The sequence below is a fragment of the Streptomyces sp. NPDC101166 genome, assembly GCF_044768125.1.
Lineage (GTDB): Bacteria > Actinomycetota > Actinomycetes > Streptomycetales > Streptomycetaceae > Streptomyces.
The window spans coordinates 40433-65235 of sequence record NZ_JBIWPF010000014.1; the positions used below are offsets into that span (position 1 = coordinate 40433).

General features: G+C 70.2%; 16 protein-coding genes. 5 read left to right on the plus strand and 11 right to left on the minus strand.

Going from position 1 to position 24803, the window contains the following annotated elements:
• Positions 1 to 228: 228 nt before the first annotated feature.
• Positions 229 to 7173, plus strand: coding sequence for a polymorphic toxin-type HINT domain-containing protein (locus ACIRS4_RS24390; protein ID WP_404199620.1), 6945 nt, complete (start codon positions 229 to 231; stop codon positions 7171 to 7173).
• Position 7174: 1 nt separating this feature from the next.
• Positions 7175 to 7744 (plus strand): hypothetical protein, encoded by a 570-nt coding sequence (locus tag ACIRS4_RS24395; RefSeq protein ID WP_404199623.1) that lies wholly within the window; start codon positions 7175 to 7177, stop codon positions 7742 to 7744.
• A 77-nt stretch (positions 7745 to 7821) separates the two neighbouring features.
• On the opposite strand, the gene ACIRS4_RS24400 is transcribed toward ACIRS4_RS24395, so the two are convergent.
• The 8 genes from ACIRS4_RS24400 to ACIRS4_RS24435 all read right to left on the minus strand — a co-directional run bounded on the left by ACIRS4_RS24400 (position 7822) and on the right by ACIRS4_RS24435 (position 18415).
• The gene (locus tag ACIRS4_RS24400) at positions 7822 to 9615 is read right to left on the minus strand and encodes a pyridoxal phosphate-dependent aminotransferase (RefSeq protein ID WP_404199626.1); all 1794 of its coding nucleotides are present in this window, start codon (positions 9613 to 9615) and stop codon (positions 7822 to 7824) included.
• 163 nt (positions 9616 to 9778) lie between these two features.
• Complete coding sequence (locus tag ACIRS4_RS24405) at positions 9779 to 10933, minus strand: aldose epimerase family protein (RefSeq protein WP_404199629.1); 1155 nt, start codon at positions 10931 to 10933, stop codon at positions 9779 to 9781.
• Positions 10934 to 11061: 128 nt separating this feature from the next.
• Complete coding sequence (gene mmsB / locus ACIRS4_RS24410) at positions 11062 to 12306, minus strand: multiple monosaccharide ABC transporter permease (protein ID WP_404199632.1); 1245 nt, start codon at positions 12304 to 12306, stop codon at positions 11062 to 11064.
• Entirely contained in the window at positions 12303 to 13853 is a 1551-nt protein-coding gene (gene mmsA, locus ACIRS4_RS24415; protein WP_404199635.1) for a multiple monosaccharide ABC transporter ATP-binding protein, read from the minus strand. The genes mmsB and mmsA overlap by 4 nt, the downstream gene beginning before the upstream one ends.
• Before the next feature lie 44 nt (positions 13854 to 13897).
• Complete coding sequence (gene chvE / locus ACIRS4_RS24420; RefSeq protein ID WP_404199638.1) at positions 13898 to 15004, minus strand: multiple monosaccharide ABC transporter substrate-binding protein; 1107 nt, start codon at positions 15002 to 15004, stop codon at positions 13898 to 13900.
• Between the two features lie 154 nt (positions 15005 to 15158).
• A complete protein-coding gene (locus tag ACIRS4_RS24425; protein WP_404199641.1) occupies positions 15159 to 16130 on the minus strand; it encodes a hypothetical protein in 972 nt (323 codons plus the stop codon).
• Between the two features lie 123 nt (positions 16131 to 16253).
• Positions 16254 to 17258 carry a zinc-binding dehydrogenase gene (locus ACIRS4_RS24430; protein ID WP_404199643.1) on the minus strand — a complete coding sequence of 335 codons (1005 nt, stop codon included), beginning with the start codon at positions 17256 to 17258 and terminating at the stop codon, positions 16254 to 16256.
• The gene (locus ACIRS4_RS24435) at positions 17255 to 18415 is read right to left on the minus strand and encodes a mandelate racemase/muconate lactonizing enzyme family protein (protein ID WP_404199646.1); all 1161 of its coding nucleotides are present in this window, start codon (positions 18413 to 18415) and stop codon (positions 17255 to 17257) included. The genes ACIRS4_RS24430 and ACIRS4_RS24435 overlap by 4 nt, the downstream gene beginning before the upstream one ends.
• Positions 18416 to 18660: 245 nt before the next feature.
• Here ACIRS4_RS24435 and ACIRS4_RS24440 point away from each other — a divergent pair, with 245 nt between their 5' ends.
• A complete protein-coding gene (locus tag ACIRS4_RS24440) occupies positions 18661 to 19542 on the plus strand; it encodes a hypothetical protein (RefSeq protein ID WP_404199649.1) in 882 nt (293 codons plus the stop codon).
• A 286-nt stretch (positions 19543 to 19828) separates the two neighbouring features.
• On the opposite strand, the gene ACIRS4_RS24445 is transcribed toward ACIRS4_RS24440, so the two are convergent.
• A complete protein-coding gene (locus tag ACIRS4_RS24445) occupies positions 19829 to 20266 on the minus strand; it encodes a MarR family winged helix-turn-helix transcriptional regulator (protein WP_404199652.1) in 438 nt (145 codons plus the stop codon).
• Between the two features lie 99 nt (positions 20267 to 20365).
• Here ACIRS4_RS24445 and ACIRS4_RS24450 point away from each other — a divergent pair, with 99 nt between their 5' ends.
• Positions 20366 to 21388 (plus strand): NADP-dependent oxidoreductase, encoded by a 1023-nt coding sequence (locus tag ACIRS4_RS24450; protein ID WP_404199655.1) that lies wholly within the window; start codon positions 20366 to 20368, stop codon positions 21386 to 21388.
• 94 nt (positions 21389 to 21482) lie between these two features.
• Here ACIRS4_RS24450 and ACIRS4_RS24455 read toward each other — a convergent pair whose 3' ends face one another.
• Positions 21483 to 22637, minus strand: a complete 1155-nt coding sequence (locus tag ACIRS4_RS24455) for a serine hydrolase domain-containing protein (RefSeq protein WP_404199658.1) — start codon at positions 22635 to 22637, stop codon at positions 21483 to 21485.
• Between the two features lie 218 nt (positions 22638 to 22855).
• Here ACIRS4_RS24455 and ACIRS4_RS24460 point away from each other — a divergent pair, with 218 nt between their 5' ends.
• On the plus strand, positions 22856 to 23653 hold the full coding sequence (locus tag ACIRS4_RS24460) for an EI24 domain-containing protein (protein WP_404199660.1): 798 nt from the start codon (positions 22856 to 22858) through the stop codon (positions 23651 to 23653).
• Between the two features lie 163 nt (positions 23654 to 23816).
• On the opposite strand, the gene ACIRS4_RS24465 is transcribed toward ACIRS4_RS24460, so the two are convergent.
• Positions 23817 to 24788: an aldose epimerase family protein gene (locus ACIRS4_RS24465; RefSeq protein WP_404199663.1), complete on the minus strand. Its 972-nt coding sequence runs from the start codon at positions 24786 to 24788 to the stop codon at positions 23817 to 23819.
• Positions 24789 to 24803: the final 15 nt, after the last annotated feature.

Genomic DNA, 24803 nt, shown 5'->3' on the forward strand with positions numbered 1-24803 from the left:
CCGTGCGCGCCCCTCGCGGGGGCCGCTGCGCGCCCTTTCACTCGGGCCGCGAGGCCGAACAGTACACGCAGGAAAGGCAGTTCTTTACCTACGCATGAGCAAAGTGGGGATTGTCGCATTGCCTTTCCTTTGCTTGTCAGGGTGATCGGCAACGCCTAATGTCTGACCGTTCAACACTCGATCACACAGAGTGAGATCACGCAGAGTGAGTGAGGGGGAGGTCCTTCAGTGGACCAAGTCATAAGACAGTTACGCTATTTCAGCCACTGGCACAGATCCGTCTCCCTGTTCGTGGGCCTCGTGCTCTTCGTCGGCCTCATACCCGACGACGCGAGTGCCGCCGACGGGAGCACCAGGATCTCGGACGTCAAGCGCGATCCGTCCGTTCCCGGACGCGACTTCGACAAGAAGCGTCCGGCCACCCGGGACGACGCCGAGGGCGCTTTCAGGCCCGCGGCCGGAAAGGTGTCGCCCGGCACGTTCACGACACTGGTCACCGACAGTCGCGACAAGCTTCCCCAGCGGGCACCGCTGACCGCCGGCTCCACCGCGCAGGGCGCGGACACCGCCGTGCGGAGCGGAATGGTGAAAGCCCGTCAGGCCAAGGCCGCACCCGCCCGTACGGCGCTGAGCGTCCGCGGCGCGACCCCGAGGAAGGCCGCCGCCGACGCCGGAAGCGCCCTCCAGGTCCAGGTGAAGGACGAGAGGGCCGCCCGCGCGGCCGGCGTCCAGGGCGTCCTGTTCACCGCCGCGCCGGCGAAGACCGGCCTGGCTCCCGCCGCGTCGGGCTCCGTCGAACTGGAGCTGGACTACGCGTCGTTCAAGGACACCTACGGCGGTGACTGGGGCTCCCGGCTCCGTCTGTACCAGCTTCCCGCCTGCGCGTTGACCACGCCCGAGCTGGAGCAGTGCCGTACCCGCACCACCCTGCCCGGCGCCAACGACCCGGCCGCGAAGACGGTCCGGGCCACCGCCGACCTGGCGGCCGCGCCCACCGTGTTCGCCGCCGCGGCAGAGGCCTCCGGGCCCGGCGGAAGCCACGCGGCGACCTCGCTCGCGCCGTCCGGCTCCTGGATGGCCGGTTCGTCCTCCGGCGGCTTCTCGTGGGCCTACCCGATCGAGGCGCCCGAGGTGCCCGGCGGTCCGCAGCCCGAGGTCGAACTGTCCTACTCCTCGCAGGCGGTGGACGGCCGCACCGCGTCCACCAACGCGCAGTCCTCCTGGATCGCCGAGGGCTGGGACTACGAGCCGGGCTACATCGAGCGCAAGTACCGCTCCTGCTCGGACGACAAGGACGCCGTCGACGGGAAGAAGCCCAACAACACCGCCGACAGCGGCGACCTGTGCTGGGGCTCCGACCACGTCGTGATGTCGCTGGGCGGCAACACCACCGAACTCGTCAAGAAGGACGGCACCGACGAGTGGCGTCCCGCCGACGACGACGGCTCGCGCCTCCAGCACAAGACCGGCGCCGCCAACGGCGCCAAGGACGGCGAGTACTGGATCCTGACCACCACGGACGGCACCCAGTACCACTTCGGTCTGAACAAGCTGCCGGGCGCTCCCGACGGCACGGTCACCAACTCGGCGCTCACCGTGCCGGTGTTCGGCAACCACCCCGACGAGCCCTGCCACGCCACGGCGTTCATGGACTCCGACTGCGCCCAGGCCTACCGCTGGAACCTGGACTACGTGGTCGACCCGCTGGGCGACGCCATGACCCTGTGGTGGACCAAGTTCACCAACTTCTACGGCCAGAACATGAAGGCCGACCAGCAGGCCCGCTACGACCGCAACGCGCAGCTCGCGCGCATCGACTACGGCCTGCGCTCCGACAAGCTGTTCGGCGTCCTGCCGGCCGGCCGCGTCGGCTTCGCCCTGTCCGAACGGTGCGTCCCCGGCACGGCGTTCGACTGCGCCGAGACCAAGCGGACCACGGCCAACGCCAAACACTGGCCGGACACCCCGCTGGACCAGGAGTGCGCCTCGGGCGCCAAGTGCACCGACAAGTTCTCCCCCACGTTCTGGACGACCAAGCGGCTGACGAAGATCAGCACCAGCGTGCTCGTCGGCAGCGCCCTCAAGCCGGTCGACACCTGGACGCTGGAGCAGTCCTACCCGCCCACCGGTGACGCCACCTCCCCGGCCCTGTGGCTGGAGTCGATCGCCCGTACCGGGCACGGCGCCGGCGGCACGGCGGACATGCCGAAGGTCACCTTCGCCGGCCTCCAGATGGACAACCGCGTCGACGGCGTGGAGGGCCTGCCGCCCTTCTCCCGCTACCGCGTCCACGCCATCGACACCGAGACCGGCGGCCGGATCGGCGTCACCTACTCGGCCAAGGACTGCCAGGCCCTGGAGCCGAAGCGGATGCCGGCCTCGCCGGAGTCCAACACCATGCGCTGCTTCCCGCAGTTCTGGACGCCCAAGGGCGCGACGGCACAGGTCAAGGACTGGTTCCACAAGTACGTCGTCACCCAGGTCAGCGAAGAGGACCTGGTCACCGACAGCCCCGCCAAGGTCACCTCGTACGAGTTCCTCGGCGGCGCCGCATGGGCCTACGACGACAGCGAGTTCACCGAGAAGAAGTACCGCACCTGGTCGCAGTACCGCGGCTACGAGCGGGTCCGCACCCGCCAGGGCGCCGGCGGTGACGTCAAGCAGCTCGGCGAGCACCGCTACTTCCGCGGCCTGCACGGCGACAAGCTGCCCTCCGGCACGCGTTCGTCCGCCGTGGAGACCAGTGACGGCGCCAGCCACCAGGATCTGCCGCAGTACCAGGGGCAGTTGCTGGAGCAGATCACCTACGAGTCCGACGGCGGTCCCGTCGACTCGGCGACCGTCACCACCCCCTGGGCGGTGAAGACGGCCACCCGAACCCGTGCCGGGACCACGCCGCTCGAGGCCTGGATGACCCGCCCGGAGACCGTCCGCACCCGTGAGCGGGTCAAGGGCGAGACCTGGCGCACCTCCACCGAGACCACCAAGTACGACGGCTACGGCCTGCCGTACCAGGTCGAGGAGAAGACGCCCGGCGGCAAGGTCCGCTGCTCCACGGTCGATTACGCCCGTAACACCGGGGCGCACCTGATCGAGCTGGAGTCCCGCGAGAAGACCACGCTGGGGGCCTGCGGCACGACCGGCGGCGAGGTCGTCGAGGACAGCCGCACGCTCTACGACAACCTGGCCTTCGGCGCGGCCCCCACCAGGGGTCTGCCCACCGAGGTCCAGGAGATGAACGCCACCGGCGACGGTTACGTCACCATCGACAAGACCGAGTACGACATCCACGGCCGTGAGGTCGCCACGTGGGACGCGGACAACCGCAAGACGTCCGTCGAGTTCACCCCGAAGACCGTGGCGCGTCCGCTGAAGCAGGTCTCCACGGACCCGCTCCTGCACACGGAGACGACGGAGTTCGACGACGTCCGCGGTCTGCCCGAGAAGGAGACCGACGCCAACGGCAAGTCGTCGACCATGGAGTACGACCCGCTGGGCCGGCTCCTGAAGGTCTGGGAGATCGACCGCGATCCGTCACAGAGCCCGTCCGCCAGCTACGACTACACCGTCCGCCGTGACGGCCCGACGGTCGTCACCTCGCGGACGCTGAAGGACAACGGCCAGTACGCCGTGTCGTACGAGATCCTCGACGGCCTGCTGCGCGAGCGGCAGACGCAGGACGAGGCGGTCGGCGCGGGCCGGATCGTCAACGACACCTTCTACGACAGCGTCGGCCGGGTCTGGAAGGAGAACGACGGCTACTACAACTCCTCCGAGCCCGAGCCGAAGCTGCTCCCGGTCGGCGACCAGGACGTCCCGTCGCAGAACCGCACCACCTTCGACGGCCTGGGCCAGCCCACCGCGGAGATCACGTACTACCGCGGCACGGAGAAGCTCCGTACGACGACCGAACGCGACGGGGACGTCTCCACGACGATCCCGCCGAAGGGCGACACGGTCACGGCGACCTTCGAGGACGCCGAGGGCCGCACGGAGCGGCTGCGCGAGTACACCGACGCCGGGCGTACGAAGTGGCGGGACACCGTCTACGAGTACGACGACCTCGACAACCTGCGCAAGGTGACCGCGCCGGGAGGCGCCGCCACCACGTTCGAGTACGACAAGCGGGGCCGTCAGACGGCCGTCGTCGAACCCGACGGCGGACGCACGGAGACGCGGTACGACAACGCGGACAACGTGGTCGAGATCGTGGACCAGTTCAAGCGGTCCCTGTTTACCACCTACGACGACGGCGGCCGTCCGACCACCCTGCGCGAGGGCAGCGTCACCGGCCCGAAGCGTGTGGAATGGAAGTACGACACCCTCGGCAAGGGCCTGCCCACGGCGCAGATCCGCTATGAGAACGGTCGCGAGTACCGGGAGGAGGTCACCGAGTACGACAACGCGTACCGGGTGACGAAGTCGAAGACGGTGATCCCCGCCGAGGAGACGGGCCTCGCCGGCGCGTACGAGTACAAGTACGAGTACACGCCGACCGGCAACCTCGCCTGGGTCGAGGTGCCGGGCCTGGGCGGTCTGGTGACCGAGAAGGTCGTCTTCCGGTACAACACCGACGACCTGCCCGTCTTCATCGGCGGCGCGTCCACCTACCTCGCGGGCGTCGACTACTCGGCCTTCGGCGAGGTGTTGGCCACGGACGCCGGCCCGGCCGGCAGGCAGGTCCACGGCTCGTACATCTACGACGAGTTCACTCGCCGCCTTCAGACGGCCACCTTCGACCGCTCGGTCAACCCGGGCCGCATCAGCGAGACGCGGTACGGGTACGACGAGGCCGGCAACGTCACCAAAGTCACCGACGTGCCCGGCAGCGCGGCGCCCGACGCGGGCAAGACCGACACGCAGTGCTTCGTCTACGACCAGCTGAGGCAGATGACCTCGGCCTGGACGCCGAAGACGGCGGACGACTGCACGGCGGCTCCCGCGAAGGACACCGTCGGCGGCCCGGACGCGTACTGGCAGTCGTACCAGTACGACGAGGCGGGCAACCGCAAGCAGCTCGTGGAGCACGACCCGACAGGTGACTCCGCCAAGAACGTCACCCGCACGTACACGTACGGCAAGGAGGGCGTGGGCGGTCCGAACGCGCTGGCCGAGATCAAGTCGGTCGGTCCGCAGGGCGAGCGTCTGAACACCTTCTCCTACGACAAGGCCGGCAACACGGTCGGCCGCCAGCACGGCGGCGTCAACCAGACGCTCGACTACGACGTCGAGGGCAACCTGCGCAAGGTGTCCCAGCCGGTCGAGGGCGGTGGCACGCAGAACACGTCGTATCTCTACGGCGCGAACGGCGAACGCCTGATCCGCACCGGAGCGGACGGCAGCCGCACGCTCTACCTCGCCGAGGCCGAGCTGACGGTCGACGCGGCCAACAGCAGCGCGAAGGCGGAACGGTTCTACCCGCTCCCCGACGGCTCGACAGTGGTCCGTGCGACCGGCGGAGTCCGTCAGATGATGCTGGCAGACCACCACGGCACCTCGCACACGGTCGTGGACATGGTGGACCCGGCGATGGGAGTCACGCGGCGCAAATCGATGCCGTTCGGCGAGGCGCGGGGGTCACAGCCCACGTCCTGGCCGGGAGAGCGCGGCTTCGTGGGCGGCACGGTGGACAAGGACACGGGTCTGACCCGCCTGGGTGCCCGTGACTACGACCCGGTGACCGGGCGGTTCCTCCAGGTCGACCCGATGGTCGACTACACCGCTCCGGGCACGATGAACCCGTACGGCTACAGCAACAACGCGCCGGCGACGTTCTCCGACCCGTCGGGAGAGTTCTTCCCGATTCTGATCGGCATCGCGGCCCGTATCGCCATCCAGGCGGCGATCCGCGCGGCGGCCCGCCGTGCGGCGATCATCGCGGCTCGCAAGGCGGCTCAGGCGGCGGCCCGTCGGGCTGCGGCCCTGGCCCGCAAGCGTGCCCTCGAGGCCGCGAAGCGTGCTGCCGCCAAGGCCCGCCGTGAGGCGGCCCGCAAGGCGGCCGCGGCCAAGCGGGCGGCGGCCAAGCGGGCAGCGGCCCGCGCCGCGGCCAAGCGTGCGGCTGCTCGCAGGGCAGCGGCTCAGGCCCGTGCCCGCGCGGCACGTGCGGCGGCCAAGAAGGCGGCGGCCCGCCGGGCGGCGGCCCGCAAGGCGGCGGCACGTCCGAAGCCGCGCGCCAAGCCCCGCTCCCAGCCGAAGCCGCGCCCGAAGCCGTCCCAGGTGAAGCGGGCGGTGAAGAAGGTCGCCAAGGAGGTCAGGAACGAGGCCAAGGAGACCGTCAAGGAAGAGGCGCAGGGCCAGGCTTGTGAGTCCCTCGCCGGCGGAAGTCCCAACAGTTTCGTCCCCGGGACGAAGGTTCTGATGGCCGACGGCTCGACGAAGCCGATCGAGAAGGTCGAGGCCGGCGACAAGGTCGTCGCGACCGACCCGAAGACGGGGAAGCGGTCCGTCCAGACGGCGGCGGCGACGATCGTCGGCAAGGGCAGCAAGGACCTCGTGCGGATCACGCTCACGGTCCACGACGGCTCTTCCGCAAAGGCGGAGACGACGACCGTCACCGCGACGGCCGGCCACCCCTTCTGGGTGCCGACCTCGCGGGAGTGGATCGACGCCGGTGACCTCGAGCAGGGGCAGTGGCTCCAGACCTCCTCGGGGAGCTGGATCCAGATCGGCAAGGTCGAGGCGTGGACTGCCGAGGCGACGGTCCACAACCTCACGGTCACAGACGTGCACACGTACTACGTGCTCGTCGGAGCGGCGCCGGTCCTCGTCCACAACTGCGGGCCGACGGGGAACCCCGCGTTCCCCGACGACGACTACAACAAGGACAAGGTCGATGGCCGCATCATCCCCCAGGAGGTCCACGACACCGTGGACAAGATCGCGACGGGGCAGATCGGCCAGCGGCAGACGGGTCCCGTCGGGAGCCGCGTATGGGACTCCTACCAGCGGCGCACCGGCAGGAACGCGACCCCCCGCAAGTACCTCAAGTGGCTGGGCGCGACCGTCTACACCGGCACGGCGGGCCCGAACACCCAGACCCGGGTGCTCGTCGCTCCGAACGGCAACATCGGCTACGTTCTCAACCACAATTACAACCAGGTGTTCGAGTATCCGTGGCGGGTCCTCCCGCAGGCTCACACGGGACGTTCGGGTCCGGTGAGAGGCAGCCGCTGACATGAGTGGTCGACGTGAATGGACCGCGGGCCTGGCGAAGGCCGGGCTCGTGGTCAGGGACGACTGCGGTGCCGGGAAGGGGCTCATCCCTCCCGTGGTGACCGGCCAGCTGGCCGGCGTCATGCCCTGGGACATCAGCGGTAGCGCCTCGGTGGACGTCGACGACCCCGAGCTGCACCGGCGTGCGAACGCCGACTGGTACCGGCTGGCGGTCGAGGAGGGGCTCTTCCGGGCGGAGGACCCCCGGTTCTTCCTCGCCGCCGGCCCGGCCTGGGTCTGTGTGGAGCTGCGTCCCGACTGGGACGTCATGGGACAGGGCGCGGCCGGCCCGCTGGGCAGCGCCCCGTTCCGTCCGGAGTTCCGCATGCTCTCGCTGGACGGCGACGTTCTGCTGGGCGCGACCACCGGGCAGTCCTCGATCGACACGATCGTGGTCAAGGAACCGCACTGGTCGGAGGAACTGCGGAAGTTCGCCGAGGGGGTGGCGGAGTCCGACTCTGGCTTCCACGGCCCGCAGGAGAAGGCGGCAGCCCGCCGCTGGCTCGACGACCACCCGGAGCCGGGAGCGTGACCTGACAGCACCGAAAGAACGGAGCCCCCGGCCGACAACCAGTCGGCCGGGGGCTCCGTTGCGTCATCCGGCGGGATTCACCCCGCCTGGCCCATTCCCGCCGCGTTCGGCCAGCTCTGGGCGTTGGGCCAGCCGGTCGCCGCTGCCGGGGAGAGGCCGTTGGTGCCTCGTACCTGGGCGGCGGTCAGGCCGCCTCGGGCCGGGACGCCCGGGGGCGTCGGGCCGGGGGCCATGGGCGCGGCGGCCGGCGTCATCGCCGGGGCGGGGGCCGGGGCCGGCGGAGGGGGCATCGCCGCGGGGGTCATGGCAGCCGGAGCCATCGCCGCGGGAGTCATCGCCGCGGGAGTCATCGCGGCGGGAGTCATCGCGGCGGGCGCCATCGGCGGCGGGGTCATCTGCGGCGGGGTCATCTGTGGCGGAACCGGCGCCATCGGCGGGGCCATGGCGGCCGGGGCCATCGCGGGCGTCATCGCCGGGGCGGGGGCCGGGGCGGGGGGCTGGGGCGCCGGTATCGACTGGGGGAAGATCTGGGCCGCCGCCGGCAGCGGCACCCCGGAGCCGTCGGAGGGGGTCGGGGCCGACATGCCGACGGCGGCGGCCGGGGCTGCGGGCAGCCCCGGAGCACCGGCGCCCATGGCCTGAGCGGCAAGGCCCGGCATGCCGGCCCCGTTGGTAGCTCCCACCAGCCGATCCACGGCCGCCGTGCCCGAGCTGTAGCTGGTCCCGGCGCCCAGCTCGGGCACGGCGGCTCCCCTCCTGTTCCCGTAGAGCACCTGTTCCAGGCCGGACACCAGGCGACGCACGTCGACCTGGGGGCGCACCACGAGCCTCAGGAAGCGGCTGGAGGAGCCGATCTTGTTGCCGCACTCGCGGACCAGGATCCGGTGCTCGGTGAGCAGCCGGTCGCGGACCACGGTGCCCTCGGCGCCGACGGGGAGGCGCACGAAGAGGAAGTTCCCCTGCGAGGGGTAGACGGTCAGGCCGGGCAGCGCGGAGAGCTGGCTGGCCATCTCCAGACGGTCCCGGCGCACCTGCATGAGGCTCTGCGCGTACTCGGGGCCGTGCTCCTTCAGCATGAACACCACGTGCTCGGCGAAGGAGTTGAGGTTCCACTTGGGCAGCATGGAACGGACCCGCCCGGCCAGCGCCGGGTTCGCGACCAGGTACCCGAAGCGGATGCCGTGCAGGCCGAAGTTCTTGCCGAGGCTGCGCAGCACGACGACGTTGGGCCGCAGCATGGCCTCCTGCACCACGCTCGGCTCGGCCTCGGCGTCGGCGAACTCCAGGAACGACTCGTCGATGACGACCAGGTCCAGGTCGGCCATCGCGTCCATGAACTGCACCAGCGCGTGCTTGTGCAGGAACCCGCCGTCAGGGTTGTTGGGGTTGCAGATGACGGCGACCCGGGTGCCGCGCGTGCGGATGAACTCGGCGTACTGCGCGAGGTCGAGGGCGAAACCGCTGGACTCCTGGAGCGGGAACATGTCGACCCGCTTGCCGGTCTCCATCGGCTGGTCGGTCCAGCGGCCGAAGGTGGGGACGGGCACCGCGAGGGACTCGCGGACCAGCAGGTGGTCGATCCAGGTGATCAGCTCGGTGGAGCCGTTGCCCATCGCGACGGCCTGCGGCGGAAGCCCGAGCAGGTTGCACAGCTCGGCGGTGATGGTGTCGGCGCTGCTCGGGTAGTACGTGATGATGTCCCGCAGCCGGTTCGACATCTCGTCGAACATCTGCGGGGTGGGGAAGTAGGGATTGCAGGGGATGCAGAAGTCCACCGGCCCGCCCCCGTCGCCGCCTTCGCGGGTCAGCGCCGCCATCGACGGGCTGTGCGCCGCGGTGCTGCGGAACAACGAGGTGACGTTGTCGGCCATGGAACCTCCGTATGGGGCGGGCCCGGCGGGGACGACCGGGCCCGTCGTCATCTGGGTGGCCCGCGCGGGGGAGCACGGGCCGTCCCTACATACGAAGGCCGGGGCGCAACCGTTCAACCGCTGAAGAACAGGTGTGGAGTTGCGCCCCGTCGGTGAGGGTACGTCAGCAGTCGAACGAGTGGACCGTCGTCGACCGGTACGTCTGGCCGGGCCGCAGCACGGTCGACGGGAAGCCCGGCTTGTTCGGCGAGTCCGGGAAGTGCTGCGTCTCCAGGCACATGCCGTCACCCTGGCGGTAGACGGTCCCGCCGCTTCCGACGAGCGTGCCGTCGAGGAAGTTCCCGGAGTAGAACTGCAGGCCCGGCTCGGTGGTGGAGATTGTCAGGGTGCGGCCCGAGGACGGGTCGCGCAGGGTGGCGACGGGCGCCGGCCGGGAGGTGATGCCCTTGTCGAGGACCCAGTTGTGGTCGAGGCCCTTGCCGTACAGCAGCTGCTGGTGGGCGACGCGGATGTCCTCGCCGACGGTCTTGGCGCGGCGGAAGTCGAACGGCGTGCCCGCGACCCTCGCCAGTTCGCCGGTGGGGATCAGGCCCGAGTCGACGGGCGTGTAGCGGGCGGCGTCGATCTCCAGCTCGTGGTCGTAGATGGTGCCGCTGGACTCGCCGGCGAGGTTCCAGTAGACGTGGTTGGTGAGGTTGACGACGGTGGCCTTGTCGGTGGTGGCCTCGTAGTCGATGCGCCAGTCGCCGTGCCGGGTGAGGGTGTAGGTGACCTTGACCTTCAGCGTGCCCGGGTAGCCCATCTCGCCGTCGGCGCTGGTGTACCGCAGGTGCAGGCCGACGTCGGAGCCCTTGGTGAACGGCTCGACGCTCCACACGTGCTTGTCGAAGCCCTTGGAACCGCCGTGCAGGCTGTTCGCGCCGTCGTTGACGTCGACCTGGTAGGCCTTGCCGTCGAGGGTGAACTGCCCCTTGCCGATGCGGTTGCCGAAGCGGCCGATCAGCGCGCCGAAGTAGGGGGACTTGGCGACGTAGTCCTCGATGTTGTCGAAGCCCAGGGAGACGTTGGCGTAACGGCCGCGCCGGTCGGGGATCTCCAGGGACTGGACGATGCCGCCGTAGTCCAGGACCTTCAGCCGCGTCCCGCCGTTGGCCAGGGACCACAGGTGGACCTTTGTGCCGTCCGCGAGCGTGCCGAAGACCTTCTTCGTCGGCTTCTTGCTGCCGGAGGTGGAGGCCTCGGCGACGCCCCCGAGGGCGGTGGCGGCGATTCCCGCCGCAGCGGCGCCCGCGATGACCGTGCGTCTGTTCAGTTCCATCTAGCGGCTCCAGAGAGGGGAGTTGGAGGCGCCCGCCGGGCCCCGCGCCCCCTGGAGGGCGCGGGGAACTGCGCGACCAGCCCTGTGCGGCCCGCAGTGCTCGTACGGCTTCCCGGCGGAGCCCTTGCTTACGAACCGGACTTGCGCTTGTTCCACACGTCGAAGCCGACCGCGGCCAGCAGGGCGAGGCCCTTGATGACCTGCTGCCAGTCGGTGCCGACGCTGAGGAGGTTCATGCCGTTGTTCAGCACGCCGAGGACGAGACCGCCGATGATCGCGCCGAGGACGGTGCCCACACCGCCGCTCATGGACGCGCCACCGATGAACGCCGAGGCGATCGCCTCGAGTTCGTAGTTCAGGCCCGCCTTCGGAGAGGCCGCGTTGAGGCGGGCGGCGATCGCCAGACCCGCCAGGGCCGCGAGCACGCCCATGTTCAGGAAGACCAGGAAGGTGACCTTCTTGTCCTTGACGCCGGACAGCTTCGCCGCCGGCAGGTTGCCGCCGATGGCGTAGATGTGCCGGCCGAAGACGGAGTTGCGCATGACGTAGCCGTACCCGACCACCAGAGCGCCCAGGATCAGCAGAATGATCGGCGCGCCCTGCCAGCTGGCGAGCAGCAGGGTGACGACGAGCAGCGCGGTGACGATCGCGGCGAGCTTGAACAGGAAGAGGCCGGCCGGCGGCACGTCGAGCGAGAACTCCCGCTGACGCTTCCTGTCCCGGACCTCCTGAAGGACCACGAAGGCGATCAGGACGATGCCCAGCAGCAGGGTGATGTTGTGGTAGTTGGTCTCCGGGCCGACCGCCGGCAGGAAGCCGTTGCCGATCTTCTGCAGACCGTCGGGGAAGGGGCCGAGGGTCTGCCCCTCCAGCAGGATCTCGGTGACGCCGCGGAAGGTCAGCATCCCGGCGAGGGTGACGATGAACGAGGGGATGCCGAGGTAGGCGATGAAGAAGCCCTGCACCGCGCCCGCCACGGCCCCCGCCATCAGGCAGAGAGCGACGGCGACGGGCCACGGCACGTCGTGCTGCACGGTCAGCACGGCCGCGAAGGCCCCGACGAACGCCGTCAGCGAACCGACCGACAGGTCGATGTGGCCGGCGATGATGACCAGCATCATGCCGATCGCGAGGATCAGGACATAGCTGTTCTGCAGCACCAGGTTGGATATGTTGTGCGGCGTCAGCAGGCCGCCGTCGGTCCACACGCCGAACAGCGCCACGATCAGACCGAGCGCGATCAGCATGCCGTACTGACGCATGTTGCGGCGCAGGCCGTCCAGCACCAGCTGGAGCAGATTCCCGCCCGCCGCACCCCCGCTCTTGCCGGGCGGCGCGGGGGCCGGGCTCTTGGCGGTCACTTCCGTGCTCATCGCGTTACCTCTTTGTCCTTCGTCATCTGACGCATCAGCGATTCCTGCGTGGCCTCGGCACGCGGGAACTCACCCGTCAACCGCCCTGCGGCCATGGTGTAGATGCGGTCGCACATACCGAGCAGCTCCGGCAGCTCGGAGGAGATGAAGACGACCGCCTTCCCCTCCGCGGCCAGCTTGTCGATGACCGTGTAGATCTCGTACTTGGCGCCGACGTCGATGCCGCGTGTGGGCTCGTCCAGGATCAGCACCTCGGGACCGGCGAAGATCCACTTGCTGAGGACGACCTTCTGCTGGTTGCCGCCGGACAGCTTGCCCACCGGCTCGAAGACGGTGGGGGCCTTGATGTTCATCGACTTGCGGTAGCGCTCGGCCACCTGCCGTTCCTCGTGCTCGTCGACCACACCCCGCTTGGCGACCTTGTCCAGGGCGGTCAGCGAGATGTTCCGGTTGATGGTGTCGATGAGGTTGAGGCCGTAATGCTTGCGGTCCTCGGTGACATAGGCGATGCCGTGCCCGATCGCCTCCGCGACGGACCTGGTGCGGATCTCCTTGCCGTCCTTGAGGACGGTGCCGCCCGCGTGCCGGCCGTACGACCGGCCGAAGACGCTCATCGCGAGCTCGGTGCGGCCGGCGCCCATCAGTCCCGCGATGCCGACGATCTCCCCGCGCCGTACGTTGATCGACACGTCGTCGACCACCTTGCGGTGCTGGTCGATCGGGTGGTGCACGGTCCAGTTGCGGACCTCCAGCGCGGGCGCCGCGCCCGCCTCCGGCTCGTGCGGGGTGCGCTCGGGGAAGCGGTTGTCGAGGTCGCGGCCGACCATGCCGGAGATGATCCGGTCCTCGCTGGTCTCCTCGGCCTTGACGTCCAGGGTCTCGATGGACTTCCCGTCGCGGATGATCGTCACCGAGTCGGCGACCCGGCGGATCTCGTTGAGCTTGTGGGAGATGATGATCGAGGTGATGCCCTGGTTCTTCAACTCAAGGATCAGGTCGAGGAGTTTGCCGCTGTCCTCGTCGTTCAGGGCCGCGGTCGGCTCGTCGAGGATGAGCAGCTTCACCTCCTTCGACAGGGCCTTCGCGATCTCCACGAGCTGCTGCTTGCCCACGCCGATGTCGGCGACGCGGGTCTCGGGGTGGTCGCTCAGGCCGACCCGGCGCAGCAGCTCGGAGGCGTGGCGCAGGGTCTCCCTCCAGTCGATGAGCCCGCGCTTGGCGTGCTCGTTGCCGAGGAAGATGTTCTCCGCGAGGGAGAGGTACGGCACCAGCGCCAGCTCCTGGTGGATGATGACGATGCCGCGCTGCTCGCTCGCCCGGATGTCCTTGAAGCGGCAGAGCTCTCCCTCGAAGAGGATCTCCCCCTCGTAGGTGCCGTGCGGGTGGACGCCGGAGAGGACCTTCATCAGGGTCGACTTGCCGGCGCCGTTCTCTCCGCAGATGGCGTGGACCTCGCCCTGACGAACGGTCAGAGTGACGTCCGACAGCGCTTTGACGCCGGGAAAGGTCTTGACGATCGAGCGCATTTCCAGGACGGGTCCCGCCATGGTCGTGCCTTCCAATCCGTGTTTCGTGTGACGGGCGTCGGTGCTTACTTGAGCTGGTCGGCGGTGTAGGTGCCGCCCTTGACCAGGACCTCCTCGTAGTTGCTCTTGTCGACGCTCACGGGCTGGAGCAGGTAGGCCGGGACGACCTTCTTGCCGTTGTCGTAGGTCTTGGTGTCGTTGACCTCGGGCTTCTTGCCGTTGAGGGACGCGTCGACCATGTTCGAGGCGACCTTGGCGAGCTGGCGCAGGTCCTTGAAGACGGTCTGCGTCTGCTGGCCCGAGATGATCGACTTCACCGAGGCCAGCTCGGCGTCCTGGCCGGTCAGGACCGGCAGCGGCTTGGCGGCGCTGCCGTAGCCGTCGGACTTCAGGGCGGACAGGATGCCGATGGAGATGCCGTCGTACGGCGAGAGGACCGCGTCGACCTTCGCGCTCTTGTACGACCTGGAGAGGATGTCGTCCATGCGGCGCTGGGCGGTGGCGCCGTCCCAGCGCAGGGTGGTCACCTGGGTGATCTTGGTCTGGCCGGACTGGACGACGAGCTTCTTGCTGTCGAGGTACGGCTGGAGCACGCTCATCGCGCCGTTGAAGAAGTACTTGGTGTTGTTGTCGTCGTTGGAGCCGGCGAACAGCTCGATGTTGAAGGGGCCCTTGCCCGACTTCAGGCCGAGCTTGTCGGCGATGTAGGTGGCCTGGAGCCGGCCGACCTTCTCGTTGTCGAACGACGCGTAGTAGTCGACGTTCGGGCTGTTGAGGATCAGGCGGTCGTAGGAGATGACCGGGATCTTCGCGTCCTTGGCCTGCTGGAGCACGTTGTCCAGGGACTTGTTGTCGATCGCCGCGACGATCAGCGCCTTGACGCCCTGGGCGATCAGGTTCTCGATCTGCGAGACCTGCTGCTCGGGCTTGTCCTCGCCGTAGACCAGCTTGGTCTTGTAGCCCTTGGCCTCGAGTTCCTTGACGACGTTGTTGCCGTCGGAGATCCACCGCTCGGAGGACTTGGTCGGCATCGCGATGCCGATGGTCGCGCCCTTGGTGTCGCCCGGCTTCTCCTCGCTGCCGCCTTCGCTGTTCTGGCCGCAGGCGGACAGGGTGAGGGCGAGGGACGCGGCTCCGGCTATGGCGGTGAGTGCGGCTTTGCGGTTACGCATGGTCATCATCCTTGATGTGGTGAGTGAGGTTCCCGGCCCCGCGAGTTGGAGTCGCCCGAAGGCGGTGCCGGAAGGGCCGAGAAAACGCGCGTGTGGGATTCTGTTCGTCTGCGTCGGCTTATGTGAAGAGTTTGCGTGGTGTGTGTCCGGAACGTTATGCGGGTGTTTCGAACCGCCTGAGTTCGCCGGGTAGTCGCGACCCCGGTGGAGCCATGTCCCCGTCGGCTCCGTGGCGCGCGAGCAGGTCCAGGGCGAGCCGGCCGCGCCGCACCCGCTCCTTGGCGGTGGACAGCGTCAGTTCCCGCAGATGGTGTCCGTAGGGGTAGATCCCCGGGGTCTTGGAGAGGCCGAACTTGAGATAGAGCGGCGCGCCACGCCGGATCAGCTCGGCGACCTCGTACATCCGGACGTACCCCCCCAAGTCGTCCGGCGCCTCGATGTACATGTCCATCGGAGCGCCCGATGCCCGCCGGATCTCGGTGAGATGATCGAGCGTCAGATCGCTGGGCACATTGACCGAGTCGGCGCCGAGCTGCTCGTACACCGCGAACGCGGCCGGGTTGACGGGACCGGCCAGCGCCGACACCTTGAGCGTGGTGTCCGCCGGGACGATCCCGGCCAGCCGCGCCCGGTGCAGCGTCCACAGCACGCCCTCGTCGGCGACGAGCAGGCACTTCACGCCCAACTCCGTCGCCCGCACGGCGTCTTCGACACAGCCGGCGAGGGCGTCGTGGCCTCTGGCTCTCAGTCCCGCGCCGCGCGAATCGGTCCGGGTGGAGCCGCCGATGTCCCAGGTGCCGCGTGGACCGGTGAACAGGCAGAGCTCGATGTCGCGTTCGGCCGCCGCCTCGACCATCTCGGTGATCTCCGCGTCGGTCAGCATCCACACACCGCTGCCCTGACTGACGCGGTGGATCGGCACATCGAGCCGCGAGGCTTCCTTCAGGACGACGGCCAGCGCCTCGGGACCCTCGCACGAGGGGATCTCGGTGCGCCAGCGGCCGCCGCCCGGGAACGTGTGCGGCGAGGCGTCGGCGGGATCGAGGGCGGGCGCGCCCAGACCGAGCGCGGTGAGCGCCGGCTCGCCGGGGCGGCGGGCCGCCGCGGCGGAAGCGTCGGTGGTCACAAGGCTGTCCTTTGCGTTCGATATGTCGGACGAGGTTCGCGACTCAAGGCGGAAGGGGGCGGTGGGTACGCCGGTGCGGAGGCCGTCAGGTGCCCTCGCACCGGCGTACGGCTGGGGGTGTGCCTATGGCCTGAGCAGCACCTTGCCCACCTTCGGATCGCCGGAGCCCACCAGCTCGATCGCCTCGGGGAACTCCGTGAGCGGCAGCTCGTGCGTGACCAGCGACAGCGGGTCCAGCAGCCCTGCCCCGAACACCCGGACGGCGTGCGACCAGGCGTCCGGCGGAGCACCGAAGACGGTGTGCACCTCCAGCTGCCGCACGACCAGGTCCGTCGGGTCCAGTCCCTCGGCGCCCGGCGCCGGCAGGCCCGTCAGGACCAGCCGTCCGCCACGCCGGAGCAGCGAGGCGGCGGTGCGCGCGGCGGAGGCGGACCCGGCCGTCTCGATCACCACGTCGAAGTCGTCGGGCAAGGCATCGTCCTTGGTGCAGAAGCCGGTCGCCCCGAACTGCCGGGAGAGCTCCTCCCGGTCCCACCGGGCGCCCACCATCAGCAGCTCGGCCGGCGAGCCCGCACTGAGGAACTGGACGGCGAACATGCCCAGCGTCCCGGTGCCGACGACGGCGACCTTCGCGCCAGGCAGCGCGTTCGCCTTGAGGGCGGCGGCCGCGATGCAGGCGGCCGGCTCCAGCAGGGCTGCGGCGGTCAGGTCGGCGTCGTCGGGCAGTACGTGCAGCAGCCGGGCCGGCAGGGTGAGGGTGGGGGCCATGGCCCCGGGCTGGGTGAACCCGGTCTCCTCGTAGCCGTCCGAGCACAGCGTGGTCTCGCCCGCGTGGCAGCGGTCGCAGACCTGGCAGTTGCGGAAGCCCTCGCCGACGACCTTCCGGCCGACCAGTAAGGCGGGCGCTCCCGCGCCCACCGCCTGGACCGTCCCCGACCACTCGTGACCGGGGGTGAGCGGGTAACGGACGTACCCCTCGGGCCGGTTGCCGTGGTACACCTCGCGGTCGCTGCCGCAGACGCCGACGGCGTGGACCCGTACGAGCGCCTCGCCCGGCTCCGGCTCACGCGGCGTGTGCGCGACGAACCGGTGCTCGCCCGGCGCCTCGACGACGACGGCGGTGCTCACTTCCGGGGGCCCTTCGGCCGGCGCTGCTCCCAGCCCTCGGCCCACAGGTCGAAGCGGGCCTGCTGCTGCGGGAACTCGGCGGCGGCGTCCACGTCCAGCTCGACGCCTAGGCCCGGCGCGTCGGAGAGGTGGAAGCAGCCGTCGATCACCTCGGGGGCGCCCTTGACCACCTTCTTGATCTCCGCGTCCGCGAAGTCGTTGAAGTGTTCGAGGACCTTGAAGTTGGGGGTGGTGAAGCCGACCTGGAGGGAAGCGGCGGTCAGCACCGGCCCGCCCACGTTGTGCGGGGCGACGAGCACGTAGTGCGTCTCGGCGGTCGCCGCGAGCTTGCGGGTCTCCCAGATGCCGCCGATGTGGCCGACGTCCGGCTGGATGATGTCGACGGCCTGGGACTCGAACAGCTCGCGGAACTCGATCCGGTCGTGGATGCGCTCACCGGTCGCCACGGGGACGTCCACCTTGGCGGCGATCTTCTCCAGGGCCTTCAGGTTCTCCGGCGGGCAGGGCTCCTCCAGCCAGGCCGGCTTGAAGGGGGCGAGCTCCTTGGCCAGGCGGACGGCGGTGGCGGGGGAGAAGCGGCCGTGCATCTCCAGCATCAGCTCGGCGTCCGGGCCGATGGCGTCCCGCACGGCCTCGATCAGGGAGACGGCGTAGAGGGTGTTCTCGTGGTCCAGCTCGAAGTGGCCGGTGCCGAAGGGGTCGATCTTGAGCGCCTTGTAACCGCGCTCCATGACCTGCTGGGCCGCCTTGTGGTACGCCTCCGGGGTGCGCTCGGTGGTGTACCAGCCGTTGGCGTACGCCTTGACCTTGTCGGTGACCTTGCCGCCGAGCAGCTGCCACACGGGTACGCCGAGGGCCTTGCCCTTGATGTCCCAGCAGGCCATCTCGACGACGGCGATCCCGGACATCACGATCTCACCCGCACGGCCGTAGTCGCCGTACTTCATCCGGCGCACCAGGTCCTCGACAGCGAAGGGGTCGGAGCCGAGAATGTGGTTGGCCTCGGCCTCCTTCAGGTAGCCGATCAGCGCGTCGGTGTGGCCCAGCATACGGGTCTCACCGACGCCGGTGACGCCCTCGTCGGTGTGCACCTGGACGTAGGTCAGGTTGCGCCAGGGCGTCCCGACCACGTGTGTGCTGATTCCGGTGATGCGCACGGAAGTCGCCCCTCAGCTGTTCGAGATTTCGTCGCACGTTCGAAATGTTGGCGTGACAGTAAGGACGGCGTGAGGGGAGTGTCAATGGGTCAAACAGATAACGGTTTCGATAGTTTCGGGTGATCTTTCGCCCGTCGGGGATCGTTTTCGGCGCAGATCCGCTCCTGACGGGCGTTGGTTTCCCACACAACTTTCACAGTGAGACCTAGGAACAGCACGTCCCGGGAACCTAGTCTTCCCGCGTCATGGACTACTGCCACCCGTGCCGACGGCACCTCAACGGCGCCCTCGCCTGCCCGGGGTGCGGCGCACCCGCTGGATCGCAGGGCGCGTACGCGCCGGAGGCGTACGGGCGGGAGACGTACCCCCCGAACGCGTACGAGCCGGACCCGTACGGGCCGCAGCCGTACGAGCGGCGGTCCTATGAGCAGCAGTCGTACGAGGGGCAGTCGCCTGCTCAGGAGCCCGGCGACGCCGACCGCGCGGAGGCTGCCGGGGCGGTGGCCGACGACGCCGCGCCGGCCGAAGGCGCCGCCGTGCAGGGGCGTGCCGCTCGCCGGCGGGAGCAGGGGCGCGGCGGCCGGGGCCCGGACGCGGGGCACGGACCGGCCGGCGACAACGATGCGAGTCGTCGCGATCGCAAAGCCGCCGTCCATCGAAGACGTCGCCGCCGGACCCTGCTGATCGCCGCCGGCTTCGTCCTGGCGGCCGGCGGGCTGAGTCTCGCCGAGCTCGGCGCCGACGGACCCGGATCCCCCGAGCCGAACCCCGCGGCCGCCGGCGGGGAGTCCTCGCCGCTCGAGGACGACCCGTCCACCGCCGGCGCCACAGCCGGCGCCGTGGAGGCCCGTGAGGCCTCCGCCCCCGCCGCCTCGACCCGCCCGTCGGCCTCCTCGTCCGCCTCCTCCTCGGCCTCGGCGTCACCCTCGCCCAGCGCGTCGGACGCGGCGTCCCCCACCCGCGAGGCCTCCACGGCGCCCTCGGCCTCCAGTGCGCCCTCCGCGCCCGCGCAGGACCCCCGGACGGTTCCCACCCGCACCCCCGGCGCCACGCCGACGACCTCCCGCCCGGCTCCGCAGCCGTCACCTTCGGAAACGTGCAACCGTTTCCTCTGGTGGTGCACCTGAGGCTGCGCGTCCAGGGGGTGTTTCGAAAGTCCCTCCCCCACGGCCTTGAGGGCGTGGGAGGTGCCCCCAGGCTCGCGACGTCCGGCGCGCGCTCGCCGCGTTGTCGGGGTCGCCCTCGTACACCCGGTACGAGGGCGACACCCTCCGCCTTTGCGATCGCACGCGCCGCCACGCTCGAACCGAGCTCGCGCGGGAGGTGCCCCCATCGCCGCCGCGAGCCCCGCCCTCCGGGCGGACGACGCCGCTTTCGAAACCCGCCCTGGCCGACTGTGCGCCTGGCCGGGCGTCAGTGGTTCAGCATGCGGCGCAGCAGGCGCCGTAGGGACTCTCGTTCGTCGTCCGCCAGGCTCGCCAGGGGTTCGCTGGCGAAGCGGAGCGACTCGCGCAGCTCCTGGGCCACCCGGTGGCCCTCCGTCGTCGCCGCCGCCAGTTTCACGCGGCGGTCGGACGGGTCGGGGCGGCGCTCCACCAGGCCCCGGGTCTCCAGCCGGTCGACGATGCCGGTCACGTTGGACGGCTCGCACTTCAGCCGGTTCGCCAGCTTCCGCATGGGCAGCGGCTCCAGGCAGAGCAGGCCGAGCAGCCTCGCCTGCGCGCCGGTGAGCGAGTGCACGGCCGCGGCGTCCTCGTAGTCCGCGTGGTAGCGGGCCACCACCTCGCCGATGAGCTCGACGACCTCCAGGGTGGGATCGTCGGAACGGCGGGTCTGCTGGGGTGTGGACATGAGATCCAGGGTACCCGCTTATTTGACATCCTGAAATATTCAGGAGCATGGTTGTTTCAGGTAGTGAAATGAACGAGCTCAGCACGTAAGGAAGGCTCCATGTCCGAGACCCCCACGCTTCCCTCCACCGGCCGCGAGTGGCGTCTGCTCAGCCGCCCCGTCGGCTGGCCGAAGCCCGAGGACTTCGAGCTGGCCGAGGCGGAGATCCGGCGGCCCGGCCCCGGTGAGGTGCTCGTCCGCAACGAGTACCTCTCCGTCGACCCCTACATGCGCGGCCGCATGAGCGCCGCCAAGTCCTACGTCGCTCCCTTCGAGCTGGGCAAGGCCATGCAGGGCGGCGCCGTGGGCGAGGTCATCGCCTCCGAGGCCGAGGGCGTCGCCGTCGGCGACCACGTCCTGCACTTCGGCGGCTGGCGCGAGTACGCCACCTTCGACGCCAAGCAGGCCGTCAAGGTCGACCCCGACACCGCGCCCCTGTCCACCTACCTCGGCGTCCTCGGCATGACCGGCCTCACCGCCTACGCGGGCCTGCTGCGCACCGCCTCCTTCAAGGAGGGCGACTCGGTGTTCGTGTCCGGCGCGGCCGGCGCCGTCGGCAGCCAGGTCGGGCAGATCGCCAAGCTCAAGGGCGCCTCCCGGGTCATCGGCTCGGCCGGCTCCGACGAGAAGGTCAAGCTGCTGGTGGAGGAGTACGGCTTCGACGCCGCCTTCAACTACAAGAACGGCCCCGTGGCGGAGCAGCTGCAGGAGGCCGCCCCCGACGGCGTCGACGTCTACTTCGACAACGTCGGCGGCGACCACCTGGAGGCCGCGATCGGCGCGCTCAACGAGCACGGCCGCATCGCGATCTGCGGCATGATCTCCGTCTACAACAACACCGAGCCCGCGCCCGGCCCGAAGAACCTCACCCGCCTCATCCAGACCCGGGGCCACATCCAGGGCTTCCTGGTCGCCGACCACTACGACCTGCAGCCGCAGTTCGTCCAGGAGGTCGGCGCCTGGGTCCGCTCCGGCGAGCTGAAGTACCGCGAGACGGTCGTCGAGGGCATCGAGAACAACCTCGAGGCGTTCCTCGGCGTGCTGCGCGGCGACAACACCGGCAAGATGATCGTGAAGCTCTGAGCGGCACCCGCACCCGTACGGCGAAGGCCGCGCCCCCGGACATGGGGCGCGGCCTTCGCCGTACCGGCGCCGGGGCACGGACGGCGCCCGCGCCTCAGCCGGCCGCCAGCGCAGCCCCGTGCACCGCCGCCACCAGCCGGGCGTTCTCCGGCGCCGCCCCGCCGGGGAAGGCGAACCGGCGCCGGGTGTAGCCGTAGGCCAGCCCGCTGCGCGGGTCGGCGAACGCCTGCGAGCCGGCGGCCCCGCTGTGCCCGAAGGCCCCTACGCCGAGGAACGGGTACCAGGTGTCCGCGGTCGCCTGGAACCCCAGCCCGAACGACTTGTGCGCCCGTGACACCAGGTCGTAGCCGACCGAGTGGAACTGCGCGAACTCCGCCGCCGTGTCCTCCTTCAGCAGCGGCGCCTTCCCGTCGACCTCGCTGATCGCCGCCGCGTACATCCCGGCGAGCCCCCGCGCCGACGCCACCCCGCCCACCGAGGCCGGACCCTTGGCACGGACCAGGGGGTCGTTCGGCAGCAGTTCGAGATCGGTCGGCTCGGCGGCGTGGCGGTTGAAGGCGATGGCCGACAGCGAGTGCGGCCCGCCGGCCAGCCGGTCGAGCAGGGCCCGCTGCTCCGGCGTCGGCGCCATCGGCTGCGTGCTGCGGAACCGCGGCTCGTGCCGCGCCGGCAGCCCCATGAAGAAGTCCAGCCCGTAGGGGGCGCGCACCCGCTCCTCGTACACGTCCTGCAGCGTCCGGCCCGTCGCGCGCCGCACGACCTCGCCGACGAGCGCGCCGATGACCAGCCCGTGGTAGCCGAAGGCGGTCCCCGGACGCCAGAACGGCCGCTGGTCGGCGAGCCGTTCGGCGAGCTGCCGGTCGTCGGCCAGCTCCTGCCGCGTGAACCCGGTGTCCGTGCCGACCACGCCCGCGCGGTGGGCGAGCAGCTCACGCAGGGTCAGCGCGCCCTTGCCCTCGCTGCCGAACTCCGGCCAGTAGTAGGTGACCTTGCGGTCCAGCTCCAGGGTGCCGTCCTGCACGAGAAGCGCGGCCACCAGATGCGCGGCGCCCTTCGTGGACGAGAACACGCCGTAGAGGGAGTCCACGCCCGCCCCGTCCCCGGTCCAGAGGTCGACGACCCGGCGGCCGTGCACGTACGCGCACATCTGGCCCTCGTAACCCGGCCGCTCCTGCGCGACGAACGCGGCGAACTCCTCCCGCGCCGCCTCGAAACCGTCCGCGACGGTGCCGTGGATCTCCTGCGTCATCCGTTCTCCTCAACCAGACCGCTGCTTGCGTGTTCCATCGTGATCAAAGCCTGCCCGACCTGGGGGTACTCGCGTGCTTCGTGGATCGGTACGGCGAGGTCTACCCGATCGACTCAACTGTGTGACACGGGGCTCGGTGTCTGCGATGCCCCGGATGGCCTACACACCCCCTCCATGACGCCCGCGGCTGATGTGAGCACGACCGATAGAGTGCGGCCATGCGAGAACTCGGGGCCGGTTTCAAGTACCTCATGGAAGGCCAGCGATGGGTGGCCCGGCACGGCAGGCAATACGGGTTCGCACTGGTGCCTGGACTGATCACGCTCGTCCTCTACCTGGGCGCGCTGGTGGCGCTCGCGGTGTGGGGCGACGACTTCACGGCCTGGGCGACGCCCTTCGCCGACGACTGGTCGAGCCCCTGGCAGGGCCTGTTCCGCGGCTTCCTCACCGTCGTGCTGTTCGCCCTCGGACTGCTGCTGTCCGTCCTGACCTTCACGGCGGTCACGCTGCTCATCGGGGAGCCCTTCTACGAGAGCCTCTCCGAGCGCGTCGACCGTGACGTCTCGCCTGACGGCACCGCCCCTTCCTCCGGCCTGCCGCTCTGGCGCGAGCTGTGGATCTCCGCCCGCGACAGCCTGCGCATTCTGGTCCGGGCGCTGCTGTGGGCGGTGCTGCTGTTCGCCCTCGGCTTCATCCCCTTCCTCGGGCAGACGGTCGTCCCGGTGATCGGCTTCTTCGTCACCGGCTTCTTCCTCACCGAGCAGCTCACCGCCGTCGCCCTCCAGCGCAGGAACGTCGACCTGCGCGCCCGCCTCGCCCTGCTCCGCTCGCGCAAGCGCCTGGTGTGGGGCTTCGGCACGCCGCTGGGCCTGGTCTTCCTGGTGCCGCTCGTGGCGGTCTTCCTGATGCCGGGCGCGGTCGCGGGCGCGACCCTCATGGCACGGGAGATGCTGGGCGAGGAGAGCGCGGGCGACGCGGACCGCGAGGAGACGGACACCGCGCCCCAGCCCCTGTGATCCCCACCCTTTGTGAAGGGTTCGTACGAAACCCGGGTGGGTAGGTCGAGGCGGGATCGCGGGATCACCGCGACGGCTAACGTCGGACGCGGCACTCCTCGCCCGAGAACAGCCCCGGTCCGGGACCTGACCCCTGGACCGGGGTTCGCGCGTTGTGCGGGCCCTATCGCGCCGAGAAGCCGTACACCGTCTCCGAGCGGTACACCTCGCCCGGGCGCAGGACGGTGCTCGGGAAGTCCGGGCGGTGGGGTGAGTCGGGGAAGTGCTGGGTCTCCAGGGCGACGCCCGCGCCGGGGGCGAAGGGTTCGCCGAGGTGGTCCGCGGTGTACACCTGGATGCCCGGCTCGGTCGTCGACACCGTCATCACCCGCCCGGACGCGGGGTCGTGCAGCTCGGCCACCTCCACCGGCGTGTCGGTGACGCCCTTGTCGAGCACGAAGTTGTGGTCGTAGCCGTCGCCCACCTTGCGGGCCGTACGGAAGTCGAAACGGGTGCCCTCGACCTTCGCCGGCGCGCCCTCGGGGATCAGGTCCGCGTCGACCGGGGTGAACCGGGAGGCGGCCAGGCGCAGTTCGTGCCCGCCCGCGGGCCCGGATCCGGCGAGGTTGAAGTAGCTGTGGTTGGTCAGGTTGACCACCGTCGGCGCGTCGGTGACCGCCTCGTAGGAGATCCGCAGCGCGCCCGACGCGTCGAGGGCGTACGTCGCCGAGACCTCGAGGCGGCCCGGGAAGCCCTCCTCGCCGTGCGGGCTGACCCGGCTCAGCCGCACCCCGTGCCCGACCGGCTCCGCCTGCCACACCCGCTTGTCGAAGCCGCGTTCGCCGCCGTGCAGGGAGTTCGGCGCGTTGTTCGGCGCGAGGGCGTACGTCCGCCCGTCCAGCGGGAAGCCGGCGTGCGCGATCCGGTTCGCGTACCGGCCGACCAGGGCGCCCAGATAGGGCTCCGGATGCGCGAGGTACCCGTCCAGATCGGCGAACCCCAGCACCACGTCCGCCGTCCGCCCCTCCCGGTCCGGGACCTCCGCCGACTGCACGATCCCGCCGTACGTCAGGACCCGCACTCGCACGCCCGAGCGCTCCAGGGTCCAGCGATGCACCGGTGTGCCGTCGGAAAGTGTTCCGAAGTGTTCGCTCATGAGCGAGACCTTAAG

Excerpts from the sequence above, each read along its gene's own strand:
- ACIRS4_RS24400 (WP_404199626.1), bottom strand. The coding sequence starts at position 9,615 with ATGGCCGACAACGTCACCTCGTTGTTCCGCAGCACCGCGGCGCACAGC.
- ACIRS4_RS24460 (WP_404199660.1), top strand. The coding sequence starts at position 22,856 with ATGCGAGAACTCGGGGCCGGTTTCAAGTACCTCATGGAAGGCCAGCGA.
- ACIRS4_RS24465 (WP_404199663.1), bottom strand. The coding sequence starts at position 24,788 with ATGAGCGAACACTTCGGAACACTTTCCGACGGCACACCGGTGCATCGC.
- chvE (WP_404199638.1), bottom strand. The coding sequence starts at position 15,004 with ATGCGTAACCGCAAAGCCGCACTCACCGCCATAGCCGGAGCCGCGTCC.
- ACIRS4_RS24455 (WP_404199658.1), bottom strand. The coding sequence starts at position 22,637 with ATGACGCAGGAGATCCACGGCACCGTCGCGGACGGTTTCGAGGCGGCG.
- mmsB (WP_404199632.1), bottom strand. The coding sequence starts at position 12,306 with ATGAGCACGGAAGTGACCGCCAAGAGCCCGGCCCCCGCGCCGCCCGGC.
- ACIRS4_RS24450 (WP_404199655.1), top strand. The coding sequence starts at position 20,366 with ATGTCCGAGACCCCCACGCTTCCCTCCACCGGCCGCGAGTGGCGTCTG.
- ACIRS4_RS24395 (WP_404199623.1), top strand. The coding sequence starts at position 7,175 with ATGAGTGGTCGACGTGAATGGACCGCGGGCCTGGCGAAGGCCGGGCTC.
- mmsA (WP_404199635.1), bottom strand. The coding sequence starts at position 13,853 with ATGGCGGGACCCGTCCTGGAAATGCGCTCGATCGTCAAGACCTTTCCC.
- ACIRS4_RS24445 (WP_404199652.1), bottom strand. The coding sequence starts at position 20,266 with ATGTCCACACCCCAGCAGACCCGCCGTTCCGACGATCCCACCCTGGAG.
- ACIRS4_RS24440 (WP_404199649.1), top strand. The coding sequence starts at position 18,661 with ATGGACTACTGCCACCCGTGCCGACGGCACCTCAACGGCGCCCTCGCC.
- ACIRS4_RS24405 (WP_404199629.1), bottom strand. The coding sequence starts at position 10,933 with ATGGAACTGAACAGACGCACGGTCATCGCGGGCGCCGCTGCGGCGGGA.